This window comes from Pedobacter ginsengiterrae (assembly GCF_039537385.1).
In the GTDB taxonomy this organism is placed as follows: domain Bacteria; phylum Bacteroidota; class Bacteroidia; order Sphingobacteriales; family Sphingobacteriaceae; genus Pedobacter; species Pedobacter ginsengiterrae.
This window is the reverse complement of record NZ_BAABAK010000013.1, coordinates 16,713-32,043: the sequence shown is the minus strand read 5'-3', so window position 1 is coordinate 32,043 and position 15,331 is coordinate 16,713. Positions and strand designations below refer to the sequence as shown.

The following is a 15,331-nucleotide window of genomic DNA, read 5'->3' as shown; positions in this document are numbered from 1 at the left end:
TTTCAAAAGCAACATACTGTTGTTTGTTCTTCAAAACTTAACTTCTTTCAATAATATGTCATTTAAGGCTTAAGGAAAAAGGCTAAAAGTGAAAAGGTTAATACCCTTATACGCTATACCTTTAAACCCTCAACCTTATTTAAAAACATTTAGGTGCCTATATCGGTGGTGTCCACCTCTTCCCATTCCGAACAGAGAAGTTAAGCCCACCAGAGCCGATGGTATTGCGGTAACACGTGGGAGAGTAGGTCGGTGCCAAATCTTAAACTGCTAAAGCAGATTAATAAAAGAACCCTTGTAGTAACAACTGCAAGGGTTTCTTGGTTTACAGGGTTTTTGTATGTTGCATAAAGCGGAAAGACTAAAGCGGAAGATGGAAGGCTAAAGTAGAAAGCTTAAAGCTTAAGCTGGTTAAGCCAGACATCAATCTACAATGGTGAAAGTATATTAATCCCACCAGTTAAGATATCTAAGGGTATCTAAGGTTTCCAGTTTCATTTAAAGGCTTATTAGGTTTTTTTATATGTTTGGGCATGATGAATGGTTCAAAAAAGTATTTGTCCCTGCGCTTTAAACCTGATGGCAGCGAAAATCCTTTTTGGGTTTGCAGGCTTTCATCCGATCGGGTACTCCAGTGGACAAAAAGATTGCAGCAAACAGCAGGACTTCATTGACCCATAAGCACCGAAATTGTTTTACTGGAAATTTAATCAATAAAAGCTTTTTCTGTTTTATCAAATAGGCTATAATCCATTACGGTTTTTCCTTGCTCATTGTGTGAATGCATAATTTTAAACTTAGCATTCCATTCAATATCTTCGTCTTGATAGCTTGTTCTGCTGTGGATAGTTTGCGCAAAAGTATCATCAAAAGCCCTTAAAATTACAAATATCTCTACCTCTGCAACCATCAGTTCATCTAATGTTTTCTCAAACAATGGGCTGTCTTCTGTGATTGGGTGAACGATTGTCCAGTTAAGGGATAGGATACTGATTTTGCTACGCTCCAATTCGAGCGGATAAAAACTACGTTTAAGTTTACCTTCAATGGTTTCGTTAAAGGTCATGAACATCTGTACTTCAACATCAATTAGTGAATTTTTTCTCAAATTGACCAACCGACACATTAAACCAGTTTTATTTTGATAGGGTGCGACGACCATTTTTTTACTAAAAGAAACTTTAGAGGTAGGGCGGCTGAAGCGACCGTAAAGTAGTCCTGTAGCTAGTGCAAAAGCCAATAGACCTAGCATACTTTCGAATGCAGCAAGTATACTTGTGACGAAACCTTGCGGTGAAATATGACCGTAACCTACTGTAGAAATGGTTTGGGCAGAGAAGAAAAAGGCATCAAAGAATTGATCACGTAGGGTTGTACCTTTAGCCCCATTTAGGTTTTCGATACCAATAACATTATAGGCAACTGCAAAAATTCTATTTACGATGAGGTAAACAATTAAAATAACAAAGAAGAAACGAGGCCAACTCATAGTTACTAAACGAGTATAAGTATCGTCGAATTTAAACCATGGTAAACCAATACGTTCGATATTTGGTGTACCGTCGGTGTTTAAAACGCGTTGATTTTTGATTACGGGAACAGAACCGAAACCTAAATCATCATTAAATTGTACTTTTCTTTTGAAGAAAGCCATATATTTTTAGAAAGATTTTGGAATTATAAAAAACAATGATAATATTTGTTTTATACAAACATGATAATTAAAAACTTAAATAACAATTGGTGGTGGCATAACGAAATTCGTTAGGCAAATTCTGTTGTTATATATTTTAAAATATTTTAAATACAATTGAAAGGATTGCCCAAAAAGCAATCCTTTTTTTATTGAACTAGATCCTCGGATCGTGTTCTCATGAAAAAAAAGAAATTGACGTTAAAAAATGATTAACCGCAGATGGAAAAGATGTAGACAGATAAAAGATAAACGCAGAGAAAAATCTGTGTCTATTTGTGTTGAGGTGGTTAAAATAAAAGAAAACATGAAGAAGATATTAAACCATTTATTTGAAAATAAAAGTTTCAGTAGGGAAGAGGCAAAAAACATCCTTATTTCCATTACGCAGGGTGAATTCAATTCCTCTCAAATTGCGGCTTTTATTACTGCTTATGCCATGCGTAACATTACCGTTGATGAATTGCAAGGTTTTCGTGATGCGATGCTGGACTTAGGAATTAAAACAGATTTTTCAAACTACGAATTAATCGACCTTTGTGGAACTGGTGGCGATGGTAAGGATACATTTAATATTTCTACACTTTCATCTTTTGTAGTAGCGGGAGCTGGCTATCAGGTTGCTAAACATGGTAATTACGGCGTTTCATCGGGTTGTGGTTCTTCAAATGTTATGGAGTTTTTGGGTTATAGTTTCACGAATGATCAGGATATTTTGAAACGCAATCTGGATAGTGCTGGAATTTGTTTTTTACATGCTCCACTATTTAATCCAGCTATGAAAATTGTTGCTCCTATTCGCAAAGAATTGGGTGTGAAAACTTTTTTCAATATGCTAGGGCCAATGGTTAATCCATCGCAGCCAAAATATCAAATGGTTGGCGTTTTTAGTTTGGAGCTGGCTCGCTTGTACAATTATTTATATCAGGATACTACAAAGAATTATACTATTGTACACGCGTTAGAGGGTTATGACGAAATTTCGTTAACCTGTGATGTTAAAACATTCAATAATAAAGGGGAGAGTATTTTGACTCTTAACGATATGGGGTTTGAAAAGGTTGCTGTAAATGATATTAAAGGTGGCGATACAGTAAAATCATCTGCGAAAATATTTATAGATGTGCTGAATGGCGAGGCGACTGATGTGCAAAACAATGTAGTGCTTTGTAATTCTGCTCTAGCCATTAAAACCATAAAACCATCGGCAAGTTTTGCAGATTGTTTCTATGAAGCTGAGGAATCGCTAACGAGCAAAAAAGCATTGGAGAGCTTTAAAAAATTAGTAGCCTAATGAGCGATTTGAAATTTAAGGTTTGTGGAATGAAATTCGCAGCGAACATTGCTGCTGTTGCTGGTTTGCAGCCTGATTATTTGGGCTTTATCTTTTATGATAAATCGCCAAGGTACATTAGTGATGTCTCGGCAGAGTTAATCAAATATATTCCGTCAGAAATTAAAACCGTAGGTGTTTTTGTTAATGAGGATTTGGAAATTGTTAAGAAAAAAATAAATCTTTATCAGTTAAAGGCTGTTCAATTACATGGAAGTGAGGCGCCCGAATATTGTGCAGAATTGAAAGCTACTTTTAATAATTTGGAAGTGATTAAAGCCTTTGGTTTAGATCAGGAATTTGATTTTTCTATTTTAGATCCATACGAGAATGAGGTTGATTTCTTTCTGTTCGACACCAAAACAAAAGCACATGGTGGTTCAGGAAAAACATTCGATTGGGAGATATTGAATAATTACACCCTTGATGAGCCTTACTTTTTAAGTGGAGGGATTGATTTGGAGCATGTTGATGCGGTTCTGGGAATAAATGATGAAAGGCTATATGCGTTGGATATCAATAGTAGATTTGAGATTGAACCTGGGGTTAAAGATGTAGAGAAGATTAAAGAGTTGTTAGCTAATTTAGGTAATTAGTTGTGCGCCATCCTATCCCCCTTTGGAGTGGGCAGCGGGAGGAAATTAGGTGTTTGTCCTGGCCAGATAGGCTTTTTTCTTTTGACAACAAAAGACCAGATAAGCTAGCTTGAACACAAATGAAAAATAGAAGTCAGTGAAAAAACAAAATTGCCAGCTGAAAATTTTTCTCTTCAAGTTAGTGGTTTGGCTTGGATAATGCATTCCGAAAAATTTGTTATGCTGGATAGAGTTAAACGAAGATGTAGTGGTAAGGCTTAGCAGTACGGAACCGTAGCCAATGAAAAATAAACAGTTTGTCATCCTGAGCTTGTCGAAGAACTTTAATGCATTTCGACAAGCTCAATGTGACAGAAATTAATAAGGATTTGAAAATTCATTGCCGTCGGTTTCAACTGATGGAATATTGATTAAGATATATGAAATACAAAGTAAACGAAAAAGGATATTACGGAGATTTCGGTGGAGCATACATCCCAGAGATGCTTTATCCAAACGTAGAGGAATTGCGTCAAAACTATTTAAAGATTATTGATGATGCCGATTTTCAGAAAGAATTTCATCAATTATTGAAAGATTACGTTGGCCGCCCTTCGCCATTATATTTAGCCAATAGGTTATCAGAAAGGTATGGTGCAAATATTTTCTTGAAGAGAGAAGATTTAAACCATACTGGCGCACATAAAATTAATAATACCATCGGTCAGATCTTACTAGCTGAAAAGTTAGGCAAGAAAAGAATTATTGCCGAAACTGGTGCTGGTCAGCATGGTGTTGCAACGGCTACCGTTTGTGCTTTGCGTAATCTGGAGTGCGTGATTTATATGGGCGAGGTTGATATTGAGCGTCAGGCGCCAAATGTTGCACGTATGAAAATGTTGGGTGCAAAGGTTGTTCCAGCAAGTTCAGGAAGTAAAACACTTAAAGATGCAACCAATGAGGCTATGCGTGATTGGATTAATAACCCAGTTGATACACATTACATTATTGGCTCTGTAGTTGGTCCACACCCTTATCCTGATATGGTGGCGATTTTCCAATCCATCATTTCTGAGGAGACTAAAAAACAGTTAATTGAGCAAACTGGAAATGATCAGCCTGATTATGTTTTGGCTTGCGTAGGTGGTGGTAGTAATGCCATGGGTATGTTTTATCACTTTATGGATGATGAAAATGTGAAATTAATCGCTGTTGAAGCTGCTGGTAAAGGTGTTTCTAGTGGATTTTCTGCCGCAACAACCTATCTTGGTAAAGAGGGGGTTTTACATGGAAGCAGAAGTATTTTGATGCAAACCGAAGACGGACAAGTGGTAGAACCGCATTCGGTTTCAGCGGGTTTGGATTATCCTGGAATCGGCCCACAGCATGCACATTTGTTCAAAACTGGGCGAGGAAAATATGTTTCCATTACTGATGAAGAAAGCTTGGATGCTGGTTTATTGCTCACTCAATTAGAGGGGATTATTCCAGCAATAGAAAGTGCTCATGCGTTGGCTTACCTGGAAAAGATGGAATTTAAAGGTGGCGAAAATGTGGTGGTTTGCTTGTCGGGCAGAGGCGATAAGGATTTAGATACTTACATTAAATATTTTAATTTATAAAGATAGAGAATTGAAAACAGAGAATTGGAAATGGTTCTGTTGCAATCTATTCTCTATTACCATTTCCATTTCCAAATTAAATTATGAACAGAATCAAACAACTTTTCGAAACGAAGAAAAATATATTATCAATTTACTATACCGCAGGTTATCCAAATATCGGCGATACAATACAAATTGCCGAGGCTTTAGAAAAGTCTGGTGCAGATATGCTGGAGATTGGTTTCCCGTATTCCGATCCAGTTGCTGATGGGCCAGTAATTCAGGCAAGTAGCAAAAAATCTTTAGATCAGGGCATGACGCTGAAAGTACTTTTCGAGCAATTAAAAGACCTGCGTAAAAACGTAACCATTCCTGTTTTATTGATGGGTTATGTAAATCCTGTTTTGCAGTTTGGTGTAGAGAACTTTTGTAAGGCTTGTGCCGAAGTTGGCGTGGATGGCTGTATCGTTCCCGATTTACCAATGGTGGAATATGAAGAGTTTTACCAGGGTTGCTTTGAAGAGCACAATTTAAGTAACGTGTTTTTGATTACACCTCAAACCGCCGAAGAACGTATACAAAAAATCGATGGGCTAACAAATGGATTTATCTACCTGCTTTCTTCTTCAGCAACGACAGGTAAAAACCTGGAAGTAGGGGATACTACAGAGACATACTTTGGTAGAATTAAGAATATGAATCTAAACAATCCAACCATGATTGGTTTTGGGATTAGCGATAAACAAACTTTCGATAAAGCATGTTCTTATGCAAATGGAGCGATTATCGGAACGGCATTCGTTAAAGCTATTCAGGATGGGGATATTGAAGAGAGCGTGAGGGAGTTTATGAAGAAGTTTAAAGGTTAAGGATTTTTAAGCATGTATGACAGTTAGTGGTTGGTGTCTCACTAATCACAGTATTGGAAAGCTAGCTTACTTTTTATGTAACGACTGTTTCGGTTGGTGTCACACCAACCGACAGGTGAATTTTCTGCTGTATCATGCTATCGCCCATTGGATGGGTCCGGGGGAGGATTTAATATGATTATCTACATTTATTTACCCAATCCTCATAATTCATTTCGAACTTTACTTCTCCTTTATTTACCCTGCCGACATTTTTCCAGCCTTGTAATTCATAAAATTTTTCAGCCTTTGTATTGGGGGCAGTTCCTAACCAAACTTTTTCTTTTGTTTGATCGAAGTACCAATCCATCATTAAGCGATGCAACTCTTTGCCAATGCCTTTACCTTCAAATTCGGGTCGAAGGAAAAGTGCCCAAATGTTGTGTTCTTTCAAATCAACAATAGAGAAGCCAACTATTTCTTCTTCAATTTCACAAACCCAACCTTTGCCACGTTGAGTGACGAATTCTTCGCAATCGGCGTCGGTTACAAGTGCTGGGTCGGATAGTGTATTTTCCTTGACGGTATGTCGAACAATTTGAATTTGAGGAATGTCGGATGTTGTGGCTTCTCGGTAAATCATTGGACTAAAATATTAAATTTTATTTTAGTATGTCGTCTTTGACGATTTTTCATCGGCAGTCTGGGGCGGTTATTTTTTCCTTGCAATAGCCTGAACTTCAAACTCAGACTCATCTGCAGGTAATGGAAAGGCCTGCCTTCATTACAGCATAGCGGAATCTAAAACAGATTGTAATAAGGGGTTAAACTTCCGTTCCAAAAAGGCTACAGTTATTGCTTTCCAAAAAAAAAATGTGTACTTGTCATGAACTTTAAGAAGCTAAAAAAAAAATGAAATAAACATTTACTAGACAAATACTCTTTTAAATACTTCAAACGTGTTTTTTTGAAGAGAAAGTTCTATTTGACAATAGAATGATTGTTGATTTGTTAAATGGTTCTACATTTGCTTAACGGTGTTAGATTATTTACACTTAATAATTCCAGTCATGGGAAGTAAAGAAAGAATTCTACGTTTAAAAGAAGAAACCAGAACCAGTATTCTGGATGCGGCCTTGAACATTGTTCAAACGGAAGGCTGGCAGGCTTTGAGTATGCGTAAAATCGCCGACCAGATTGAATATACTGCACCAATTATTTATGAATATTTTCCTAATAAGGAAGGTATTTTATTAGAGCTAACCAGAAGAGGTTATCAGATCTTAGGCAAAGATATTCGCGAAGCTCGTGATAAACATGAAAACGCTGCCGACCAAATGGAAGCCATGTGGGTTGCTTATTGGAACTTCGCTTTTTCTCATAAAGAATTTTACCAGTTGATGTATGGTGTTGATATGGTTTGCTGCACGGTCAAAAATTCTATGCAGGAGGCTGAACAAGTTTCGAACATGTTAGGTGATGTAATTGAATCTTTATTCGAAAAGAAACCAGTATCTGAAGACGACATCTGCATGAAGTATTACACATATTGGTCGATTATTCATGGTTTGATTTCGATTAACCTGGTTAGGCCAAATGGTAGAACAACTGACGAACTTAACCAACAAATTTTGAAAGACGCTATTAAGGGAATTACGCTATCTATTAACAGCTAAACTTTTTTTTAATCTACCATTTAACACTGTTAGATTATTTATACACTTTAAATCCACAATAAATTATAATCATATGAATGCTATCCATCGCTTGTTTATCTTACTTAACACTGTTAAACAGTTTAATAATGTTAAGTCCATGTTAATTATTCTATCATTCTCTATAATCTTGGTAAGCTGTAAAGCATCTCCAGATCAATCTGCTGCTGCACCGCCGCCACCAGTTTTACCTGTAAGTTTGATTAGCGAAAGCTCGCAAACAACTTATATTGATTATCCGGCAGCTATTCAAGGTGCTGTAGATATCGATATTCGCCCTCAAGTTAGCGGTTATTTACAAAGTGTGTTGGTTAACGAAGGCGCTTATGTAACCGCTGGACAAACACTTTTTAAAATTAACGAAAACCCTTACCGTGAAGCTTTAAATAATGCTAAAGCTAGCCTACATGCTGCTGAAGCTGCTATTTTAAATGCTCAGTTAGAAGTAGATAAATTGACACCTCTAGTACAAAATAAGGTTGTATCTGAATTCCAGTTAAAAACCGCCAAAACAGCTTATAAAATTGCTCAAGCTAATGCAGAGCAAGCAAAAGCGAGTGTTGCTTCGGCCCAAATTAATTTAGGTTACACCAATGTTAAAGCTACTGTGAGTGGTTACATCGGTCGTATCCCAAAGAAACAAGGAAGTTTGGTTTCGCCAACTGATCAGGCTGCTTTAACGCAATTATCAGATATTCATGAAGTACATGTTTACTTCTCTTTGGCTGAAAATGATTTCAACAATTTCAACGCCAACTATCCTGGTAAATCGCCAGCCGATAGGATTAAACACTTACCAGCTGTTGAGTTGCTTTTATCAGATAACACTACTTATCCAATTAAAGGGAAGATCGATATGATTGACGGGCAGTTTGATAAAAATACAGGTGCCATTACTTTAAGAGCAAGTTTCCCAAATGCAAACGGAACATTACGTTCTGGAAATACGGGTAAAGTTCGTTTAGGTTTATTGCACGATGATGCCATATTGATTCCGCAAGCTGCTACTGTAGAAATGCAGGATAAAGTTTTCGTTTTTGCAGTAAGCAAAGACAATAAAGTGAGCAAAATGCCCATTACAGTTATCGGTAAAAGTGGCAATAATTATTTAGTAAAAGATGGCGTAAACTCTGGCGACCAAATTGTATTGAGCGGTTTAGATCGTTTGCAAGAAGGACAGGTAATTACGCCTGAAAAAGGAACTGATAAGGCTGCAAAGTTGTAGCCGAAAGCTAAATAGTTGAAAGTTAAAAGCTTAAATACTTAAGCTTAAAGCATATTACAAGAACAAAAAATAAATAAAACAAAATGTTCAAGATATTTATACAAAGACCAGTATTGGCAACTGTTATCTCCATCTTATTGGTGATATTGGGGGTACTTGGTTTAACGAAACTGCCTTTACAACAGTTTCCTGATATTGCGCCACCATCGGTTTTGGTAACGGCGGTTTATCCTGGTGCAAATGCCGAAACGGTTTTGCGTTCGGTCGCGCCTTCGCTTGAAGAATCTATTAACGGGGTAGAAAACATGACTTACATGAGTTCTACAGCTAGTAATGATGGTTCATTAGCCATTACAGTGTTCTTTAAATTGGGCACTAATGCCGATCAAGCAGCGGTTAATGTTCAGAATCGGGTAGCACAGGCGACGAGTCAACTACCTGCAGAAGTTGTTCAGCAGGGTGTAACTACAGCGAAACAACAGAATAGTTTTATTATGGCGATTGGTTTGTACACGGAAGATGAATCGAAATATGATCAGACTTTTGTAGCAAATTATGCTCAAATCAATATTATTCCAGAGATTAAACGTATTCCAGGTGTAGGTTCTGCTGCGATTTTTGGTGGTGTTAAAGATTATTCGATGCGTGTTTGGTTAAACCCAACACAAATGACCACTTATAAGGTTACCCCAAATGAGGTAATGAAAGCCATTCAAGATAAAAGTTTAGAGGCTGCGCCAGGTAAATTTGGTGAGAAAAGTAAGGAAGTTTTCGAATATGTAATTAAATACAAAGGTAAATTAACCAAACCAGAAGAATATGAAAATATAGCTATACGTGCCAATGCAGATGGTTCTATTTTACATCTGAAAGATGTAGCAAGAGTAGAATTAGGTGCATATTCTTACAACAGTATTACCCGTATCAATGGTAAAAAAGCAATTGTAATTGGTATTATTCAATTGGCTGGTTCTAACTCGAATGATATCCAGGTGGCGATTAATAAGCTGATGGAGAAATCAGAAAAAAGTTTTCCAGCGGGAATAAAAAAGAATATTTTTTATAGTACAAAAGTAGCGTTAGACCAATCTATAGAGCAGGTAGAACATACATTGGTTGAAGCCTTTATTCTGGTTTTCATCGTAGTGTTCTTATTCCTGCAAGATTTCAGATCAACATTGATTCCTGCTATTGCTGTTCCAGTAGCTATTCTGGGCACGTTTTTCTTTATGCAGTTATTCGGTTTCTCGATTAACTTACTGACTTTGTTCGCCTTGATTTTGGCCATTGGTATCGTGGTCGATGACGCGATTGTGGTAGTCGAGGCGGTACACGCCAAGATGGAACATAAAGGTTTGGCACCAAAAGCAGCAACGCACGAAGCCATGCATGAGATAACAGGTGCAATTATTTCGATTACTTTAGTAATGGCCGCAGTGTTTTTACCAGTAGGTTTTATGGAAGGTTCTACAGGTGTTTTCTATCGCCAGTTTGCCTTTACCATGGCTATTGCGATTGTGATTTCAGCGGTTAATGCGTTAACTTTAAGTCCTGCTTTGGCTGCTTTATTTCTTAAAGATAACCATTCATCACATAGTGAAAAACTTGAGGAGAAACCAAACTTTAAGCAAAGATTCTTCAACGGATTTAATCACAGTTTTAATTCTCTTACCAATCGTTATGTTGGCGGGTTGAAGTTTTTGGTTCGTCATAAATGGCTGAGCATGGGTGGTTTGGTATTGATTACATTAGCTACCGTTTTCATGGTAAAGACCACACCTGCAGGATTTATTCCAACGGAAGACCAAGGCTTTATTGCGATTGCAGTAAATACCCCATCAGGAACATCATTAGAGGGTACACAAAAAGTGATGACAGAAGCGGAAACTTTGCTAAGCAAGTTAGATGCTTCAAGAGATGTAACGGCTATTTCTGGTTTCAACTTATTAACGAATTCTACTAGTCCGTCGTCTGCTGTGGTTTTCGTCTTATTAAAACCAAATGAAGATCGTGGCGCAGTTAAAAATATAGAAGAAATCATGAACCAGGTTCGTGGTAAGCTGGGCGGTATCACTGGCGGTAGTTTCTTCGTATTCAGTTTCCCAACCGTACCTGGTTTTAGTAATGTGGAAGCTTTAGATATGGTTCTCCAAGATAAAACTGGCGGTAAGCTGGATAAATTTAGTGGGATCTCTCAGCAATTTATTGGAGAATTAATGAAGCGCCCAGAAATTGCAGTAGCCTTTACCAGTTTTAAAGCTGATTATCCGCAATTGCAATTGGATATCAACGACGAAAAAGCCGACCAACTGGGTGTGAATGTGAAAGACATTTTGCAAACCATGCAAACTTATTTTGGTAGTGCACAGGCATCAGATTTTAACCGCTTCGGTAAATATTACCGTGTTGTTGTTCAGGCTGATGTGCAAGATCGGGCAGACCCATCATCAATCGATCGTGTTTTTGTGAAAAGTAACCGTGGCGAAATGGTGCCTATCAATACGCTGGTAAAATTGAGTCGTATTTATGGTTCAGAAACGGCTTCGAGATACAATCTGTTTAATTCGATTTCGATTAACGCGATTCCCAAACCAGGTTTTAGTTCTGGTCAAGCGATTAAGGCTATTGAAGAGGTGGCTGAGAAACATTTGCCATCAGGTTACAGTTATGAATTCTCTGGTCAAACCCGTGAGGAAATTTCTTCTGGTGGCCAATCGACCGTGATATTTTTATTGTGCTTGGTATTTATTTACTTCCTGCTTTCGGCACAATATGAGAGTTATATTTTGCCTCTTTCGGTAATCTTGTCGATTCCAGCAGGTATATTCGGTGTATTTGTTGCCATCGGTTTAACAGGTATTCAAAATAATATTTATGTACAAGTTGCGCTGATTATGCTTATCGGATTGCTAGCTAAGAACGCGATTCTGATTGTAGAATTTGCGGTTCAACGAAGAAGAAGCGGACAGCCTTTGGTTGCATCTGCGTTGGAGGCAGCAAAATCTAGGTTGCGTCCTATTATTATGACCTCGCTGGCTTTTATCGTTGGTTTAATTCCAATGATGGGCGCTACAGGTCCATCGGCACAAGGTAACCACTCGATCAGTATTGGTGCAGCGGGAGGAATGGTTTCGGGCGTAGTTTTAGGTCTGTTTATTATCCCCGTACTCTTTGTCATCTTCCAGGCTTTACAAGAAAAAATATCAAGAAAATCAGATGAGGTTGTTCCTCATCATGAAGAAGAACTTATAATTAAAGAAGTTTATGAAACGGTTTAATATTTTAAGCATCCTGCTTTTTGCTTTAATCTGGAGCGGATGTTCAGTATCTAAAGATTTAGCTTTACCACAGAGTTTGGCGCCAAAAATGTTTAGAAATTCAATGCCAAAAGATTCTTCAAGTGTGGGCGATTTGCCTTTGAAGAGTTTTATCAACGACCTTACCGTACAGAATTTAATCGATACGGCTTTGGTTAAGAATTACGATATGCAAATTGCATTGAAAAATATCGATGCGGCTGAAGTATTGTTTAAGCAATCGAAATTAGGTTATTTACCTGAGTTAAAGTTACAGGTGGCGGCAAGTTCAAGTCGTCCGTCTGACAACAGTTTGAACGGACTTAGCTTAAATCAATTTACAGGTTCAACGCATATCGAAGATTATAATGCCAACCTTGGTGTATTTTGGGAAGCCGATATCTGGGGGAAAATTCGTAATCAAAAAGCTGGCGCTTTAGCCAGTTTTTTGCAAACCGAAGAAGCACGTAAAGCGGTTCAAACTCGGTTGGTTTCTAATGTTGCGCAAGGATATTATAACCTATTGATGCTTGATGCTCAATTAGAAATTGCTAAGAAGAATTTAAAACTGAACGATAGTACTTTAAGGATTATCAATTTACAGTTTGATGCTGGTCAGGTTACTTCATTAGCGATCCAACAAGCAGAGGCGCAGCAGTTAAATGCCGCACAATTAATTCCTCGCTTGGAGCAAAATGTTGCCTTACAAGAAAATGCCTTGAGTGTATTGATTGGTACGATGCCAAAATCTATAAACAGGACAAATCGTTTAGATAAAATGGCGATTCCACAAGACCTAAATGCTGGGTTCCCATCATCGTTGCTAAGTCGCAGGCCAGATATTAAATCTGCTGAGTTGGCTTTAAACGTAGCAAATGCGAAAGTTGGTGTGGCGAAAGCGAGTTTGTATCCATCTTTAGTTATTACAGCAAGTGGTGGTATCAATTCATTCAAAGCTAGTAATTGGTTTAATGTGCCTGCTTCATTATTTGGCCTGGTTTCTGGTGGAATTACACAACCCATTTTTCAAAGAGGTCAATTGAAGTCTACTTTAGAATTAGCAAAAATTGATAGAGAGAAAACAGTCATTCAATTCCGTCAGTCCGTTATTAATGCAGTAGGAGAGGTTTCTGATGAGTTAACAAAAGTAGAGAAGTTGAAAATGCAGTATGGCATTGCTGAAAAAAGAGCTTTGACTTTACAACAGGCATCGAGAAACGCTAGCTTGTTGTTTAAAAGTGGTATGGCGAATTATTTAGAAGTGATTACCGCTCAGGGTAATTTATTGCAAAGCGAATTAGAGTTAATAACCATTAAAACTGAACAGTTAAATGCAGTTGTTGGTTTGTACCGCTCGTTAGGTGGTGGCTGGAATTAAGTTTTTGCCTTAAGAAAATATTTTAACTACGTAAGGAATATAAAGCATTTAAGTCGATTGACTTATTTGAAATTTATATTTCTTATGTGGTTATTTTTTTTGAAATTATTTTGGCCACATAGACATTCAAGAGCCTATAAGTTGTTTGGTTTATTATTTCTTAGTGGTTTTTTCTAAAATATTTTAGCCATATATACATTGAAGAACATATAGGTTGTTTGGCTTATTATTTCTTGGTTAATTTTTGAAAAGCAAAATTCGTGCTCATCGGTTGAGGCAGTCCCGATTTTTACTGCAAACTTTTGAGATAGTGGCTTTTCCGTATAAACCTGATTTCGAGAAAGAGGGAAGCTACCACTTGGCAAAAGGATGGTAATTGAATTTTAAAAGGCTTTCCATTTTAATCGGGTTTAATTAACTAAGCTTAGTTCTCTTTCCAATTTACTGTTATTTTATCCTTTTCAAAAATACAAAACCCACTAAGCCCGATATAATTGATGCCGCTAATATTGCAAACTTCGCTTCCGAAATATGCAATTCATCACTAAACGAAAGCAGGGAAATAAAAATCGACATCGTGAAGCCAATTCCTGCTAACATACCTAAACCCAAAATGTGTTTCCAGCCTGCGCCAGATGGCAGTTCAGCCCATTTCAGTTTAACAGCTAGCCAACTGAAGAATGTTACCCCAATGGTTTTTCCTGCAAATAAGCCTAAAATAATACCTAAACCTAAAGGTGACACCAAACCAGAAATCATTTCTTTTTGGAAAGTGATATTAGTATTTGCCAAGGCAAAAATCGGCATGATCAGATAATTAACTGGAGTAGTTAAAAGGTGTTCCAATTTTTCTAAAGGTGACAAAACATCAGTTTGGTTGGTTGGGATAGTAAAAGCCAGCAATACACCAGCAATAGTTGCATGTATGCCTGAATGGTGAATAAAATACCAAAGAAAAACACCTGGGATTAAATAAAAAATGAGATTCTTTACACCAAAGTAATTCAGTAGCGCTAATAGGGCCAAAATGCCTGCTGCCATGGCTAAATATTCGAAATGAATTTGGCTAGTATAAAATATGGCGATAACCAAAATGGCCCCTAAATCATCAACGATAGCAAGAGCAGCCAAAAAGATCTTTAAACTTGTGGGTACGTTTTTACCAAGCATTGCAATGATGGCCAGTGCGAAAGCGATATCAGTAGCCATTGGGATTCCCCAACCTGAAACGGTTTCTGTTCCAACATTAAACAGGAAATAAATTAAAGCAGGAACGAGCATACCACCCAATGCCGCAATCACCGGAAGTGCTGCGCTTTTAACAGAAGATAGTTCGCCTTCTACCAATTCGCGTTTAATTTCTAAACCAACAAGCAGAAAGAATATTGCCATAAGGGCATCGTTAATCCAAGCTATAATACTATAATTAATGGCTCCATATCCAAGATTGATTTGCAAAAATGCTTCGAAACTGTCTTTTGAGGCCGTATTTGCTATTAATAGAGAAATGGCAACGCAAAGCAATAATAAAAAACCACCAACTTGGCCAGATTTGAAGAAACGTTGAAATACTTCGAGATTAATAAGTTTTGCCATAATGGTAAAAATACCAAAAATAGAGGTGTTAGATGAAGAAAAAAGGTTTAACTAGCTGAATGTCTTTT

Annotated in this window: 11 protein-coding genes and 1 rRNA gene; 9 read left to right on the top strand and 3 right to left on the bottom strand. The window is 37.4% G+C overall.

Going from position 1 to position 15,331, the window contains the following annotated elements:
• Positions 1-149: 149 nt before the first annotated feature.
• Positions 150-261: ribosomal RNA gene (gene rrf, locus ABD692_RS13075) — 5S ribosomal RNA — on the top strand.
• 445 nt (positions 262-706) lie between these two features.
• Here the strand turns inward: rrf and ABD692_RS13070 are convergent.
• Positions 707-1,654 carry an ion channel gene (locus tag ABD692_RS13070; RefSeq protein ID WP_344767643.1) on the bottom strand — a complete coding sequence of 316 codons (948 nt, stop codon included), beginning with the start codon at positions 1,652-1,654 and terminating at the stop codon, positions 707-709.
• A gap of 346 nt (positions 1,655-2,000) precedes the next feature.
• On the opposite strand from ABD692_RS13070, the gene trpD reads away from it, so the two are divergent.
• The 4 genes from trpD to trpA all read left to right on the top strand — a co-directional run bounded on the left by trpD (position 2,001) and on the right by trpA (position 6,074).
• Complete coding sequence (gene trpD, locus ABD692_RS13065) at positions 2,001-2,987, top strand: anthranilate phosphoribosyltransferase (RefSeq protein ID WP_344767641.1); 987 nt, start codon at positions 2,001-2,003, stop codon at positions 2,985-2,987.
• The gene (locus ABD692_RS13060) at positions 2,987-3,622 is read left to right on the top strand and encodes a phosphoribosylanthranilate isomerase (protein ID WP_344767639.1); all 636 of its coding nucleotides are present in this window, start codon (positions 2,987-2,989) and stop codon (positions 3,620-3,622) included. Before trpD ends, ABD692_RS13060 begins: the two co-directional genes overlap by 1 nt.
• 419 nt (positions 3,623-4,041) lie before the next feature.
• Positions 4,042-5,223 (top strand): tryptophan synthase subunit beta, encoded by a 1,182-nt coding sequence (gene trpB / locus ABD692_RS13055; protein WP_344767637.1) that lies wholly within the window; start codon positions 4,042-4,044, stop codon positions 5,221-5,223.
• A gap of 83 nt (positions 5,224-5,306) precedes the next feature.
• On the top strand, positions 5,307-6,074 hold the full coding sequence (gene trpA, locus ABD692_RS13050) for a tryptophan synthase subunit alpha (protein WP_344767635.1): 768 nt from the start codon (positions 5,307-5,309) through the stop codon (positions 6,072-6,074).
• A gap of 178 nt (positions 6,075-6,252) precedes the next feature.
• Here the strand turns inward: trpA and ABD692_RS13045 are convergent, their stop codons facing one another.
• Positions 6,253-6,696, bottom strand: a complete 444-nt coding sequence (locus tag ABD692_RS13045) for a GNAT family N-acetyltransferase (protein WP_344767633.1) — start codon at positions 6,694-6,696, stop codon at positions 6,253-6,255.
• Between the two features lie 427 nt (positions 6,697-7,123).
• Here ABD692_RS13045 and ABD692_RS13040 point away from each other — a divergent pair, with 427 nt between their 5' ends.
• From ABD692_RS13040 to ABD692_RS13025, 4 genes are all read left to right on the top strand, one after another.
• On the top strand, positions 7,124-7,729 hold the full coding sequence (locus ABD692_RS13040; protein ID WP_344767631.1) for a TetR/AcrR family transcriptional regulator: 606 nt from the start codon (positions 7,124-7,126) through the stop codon (positions 7,727-7,729).
• A 139-nt stretch (positions 7,730-7,868) separates the two neighbouring features.
• A complete protein-coding gene (locus tag ABD692_RS13035; RefSeq protein WP_425567343.1) occupies positions 7,869-8,993 on the top strand; it encodes an efflux RND transporter periplasmic adaptor subunit in 1,125 nt (374 codons plus the stop codon).
• An 83-nt stretch (positions 8,994-9,076) separates the two neighbouring features.
• Positions 9,077-12,271, top strand: coding sequence for an efflux RND transporter permease subunit (locus ABD692_RS13030; RefSeq protein WP_344767627.1), 3,195 nt, complete (start codon positions 9,077-9,079; stop codon positions 12,269-12,271).
• Complete coding sequence (locus ABD692_RS13025) at positions 12,258-13,667, top strand: TolC family protein (protein ID WP_344767625.1); 1,410 nt, start codon at positions 12,258-12,260, stop codon at positions 13,665-13,667. Before ABD692_RS13030 ends, ABD692_RS13025 begins: the two co-directional genes overlap by 14 nt.
• Positions 13,668-14,114: 447 nt before the next feature.
• On the opposite strand, the gene nhaA is transcribed toward ABD692_RS13025, so the two are convergent.
• Positions 14,115-15,263, bottom strand: a complete 1,149-nt coding sequence (nhaA, locus tag ABD692_RS13020; RefSeq protein ID WP_344767623.1) for a Na+/H+ antiporter NhaA — start codon at positions 15,261-15,263, stop codon at positions 14,115-14,117.
• Between the last annotated feature and the right edge of the window lie 68 nt (positions 15,264-15,331).

Bases quoted from the DNA above. Each gene is read 5' to 3' on its own strand.
- ABD692_RS13070 (WP_344767643.1), bottom strand. From the start codon at position 1,654: ATGGCTTTCTTCAAAAGAAAAGTACAATTTAATGATGATTTAGGTTTC.
- trpD (WP_344767641.1), top strand. From the start codon at position 2,001: ATGAAGAAGATATTAAACCATTTATTTGAAAATAAAAGTTTCAGTAGG.
- ABD692_RS13060 (WP_344767639.1), top strand. From the start codon at position 2,987: ATGAGCGATTTGAAATTTAAGGTTTGTGGAATGAAATTCGCAGCGAAC.
- trpB (WP_344767637.1), top strand. From the start codon at position 4,042: ATGAAATACAAAGTAAACGAAAAAGGATATTACGGAGATTTCGGTGGA.
- trpA (WP_344767635.1), top strand. From the start codon at position 5,307: ATGAACAGAATCAAACAACTTTTCGAAACGAAGAAAAATATATTATCA.
- ABD692_RS13045 (WP_344767633.1), bottom strand. From the start codon at position 6,696: ATGATTTACCGAGAAGCCACAACATCCGACATTCCTCAAATTCAAATT.
- ABD692_RS13040 (WP_344767631.1), top strand. From the start codon at position 7,124: ATGGGAAGTAAAGAAAGAATTCTACGTTTAAAAGAAGAAACCAGAACC.
- ABD692_RS13035 (WP_425567343.1), top strand. From the start codon at position 7,869: ATGTTAATTATTCTATCATTCTCTATAATCTTGGTAAGCTGTAAAGCA.
- ABD692_RS13030 (WP_344767627.1), top strand. From the start codon at position 9,077: ATGTTCAAGATATTTATACAAAGACCAGTATTGGCAACTGTTATCTCC.
- ABD692_RS13025 (WP_344767625.1), top strand. From the start codon at position 12,258: ATGAAACGGTTTAATATTTTAAGCATCCTGCTTTTTGCTTTAATCTGG.
- nhaA (WP_344767623.1), bottom strand. From the start codon at position 15,263: ATGGCAAAACTTATTAATCTCGAAGTATTTCAACGTTTCTTCAAATCT.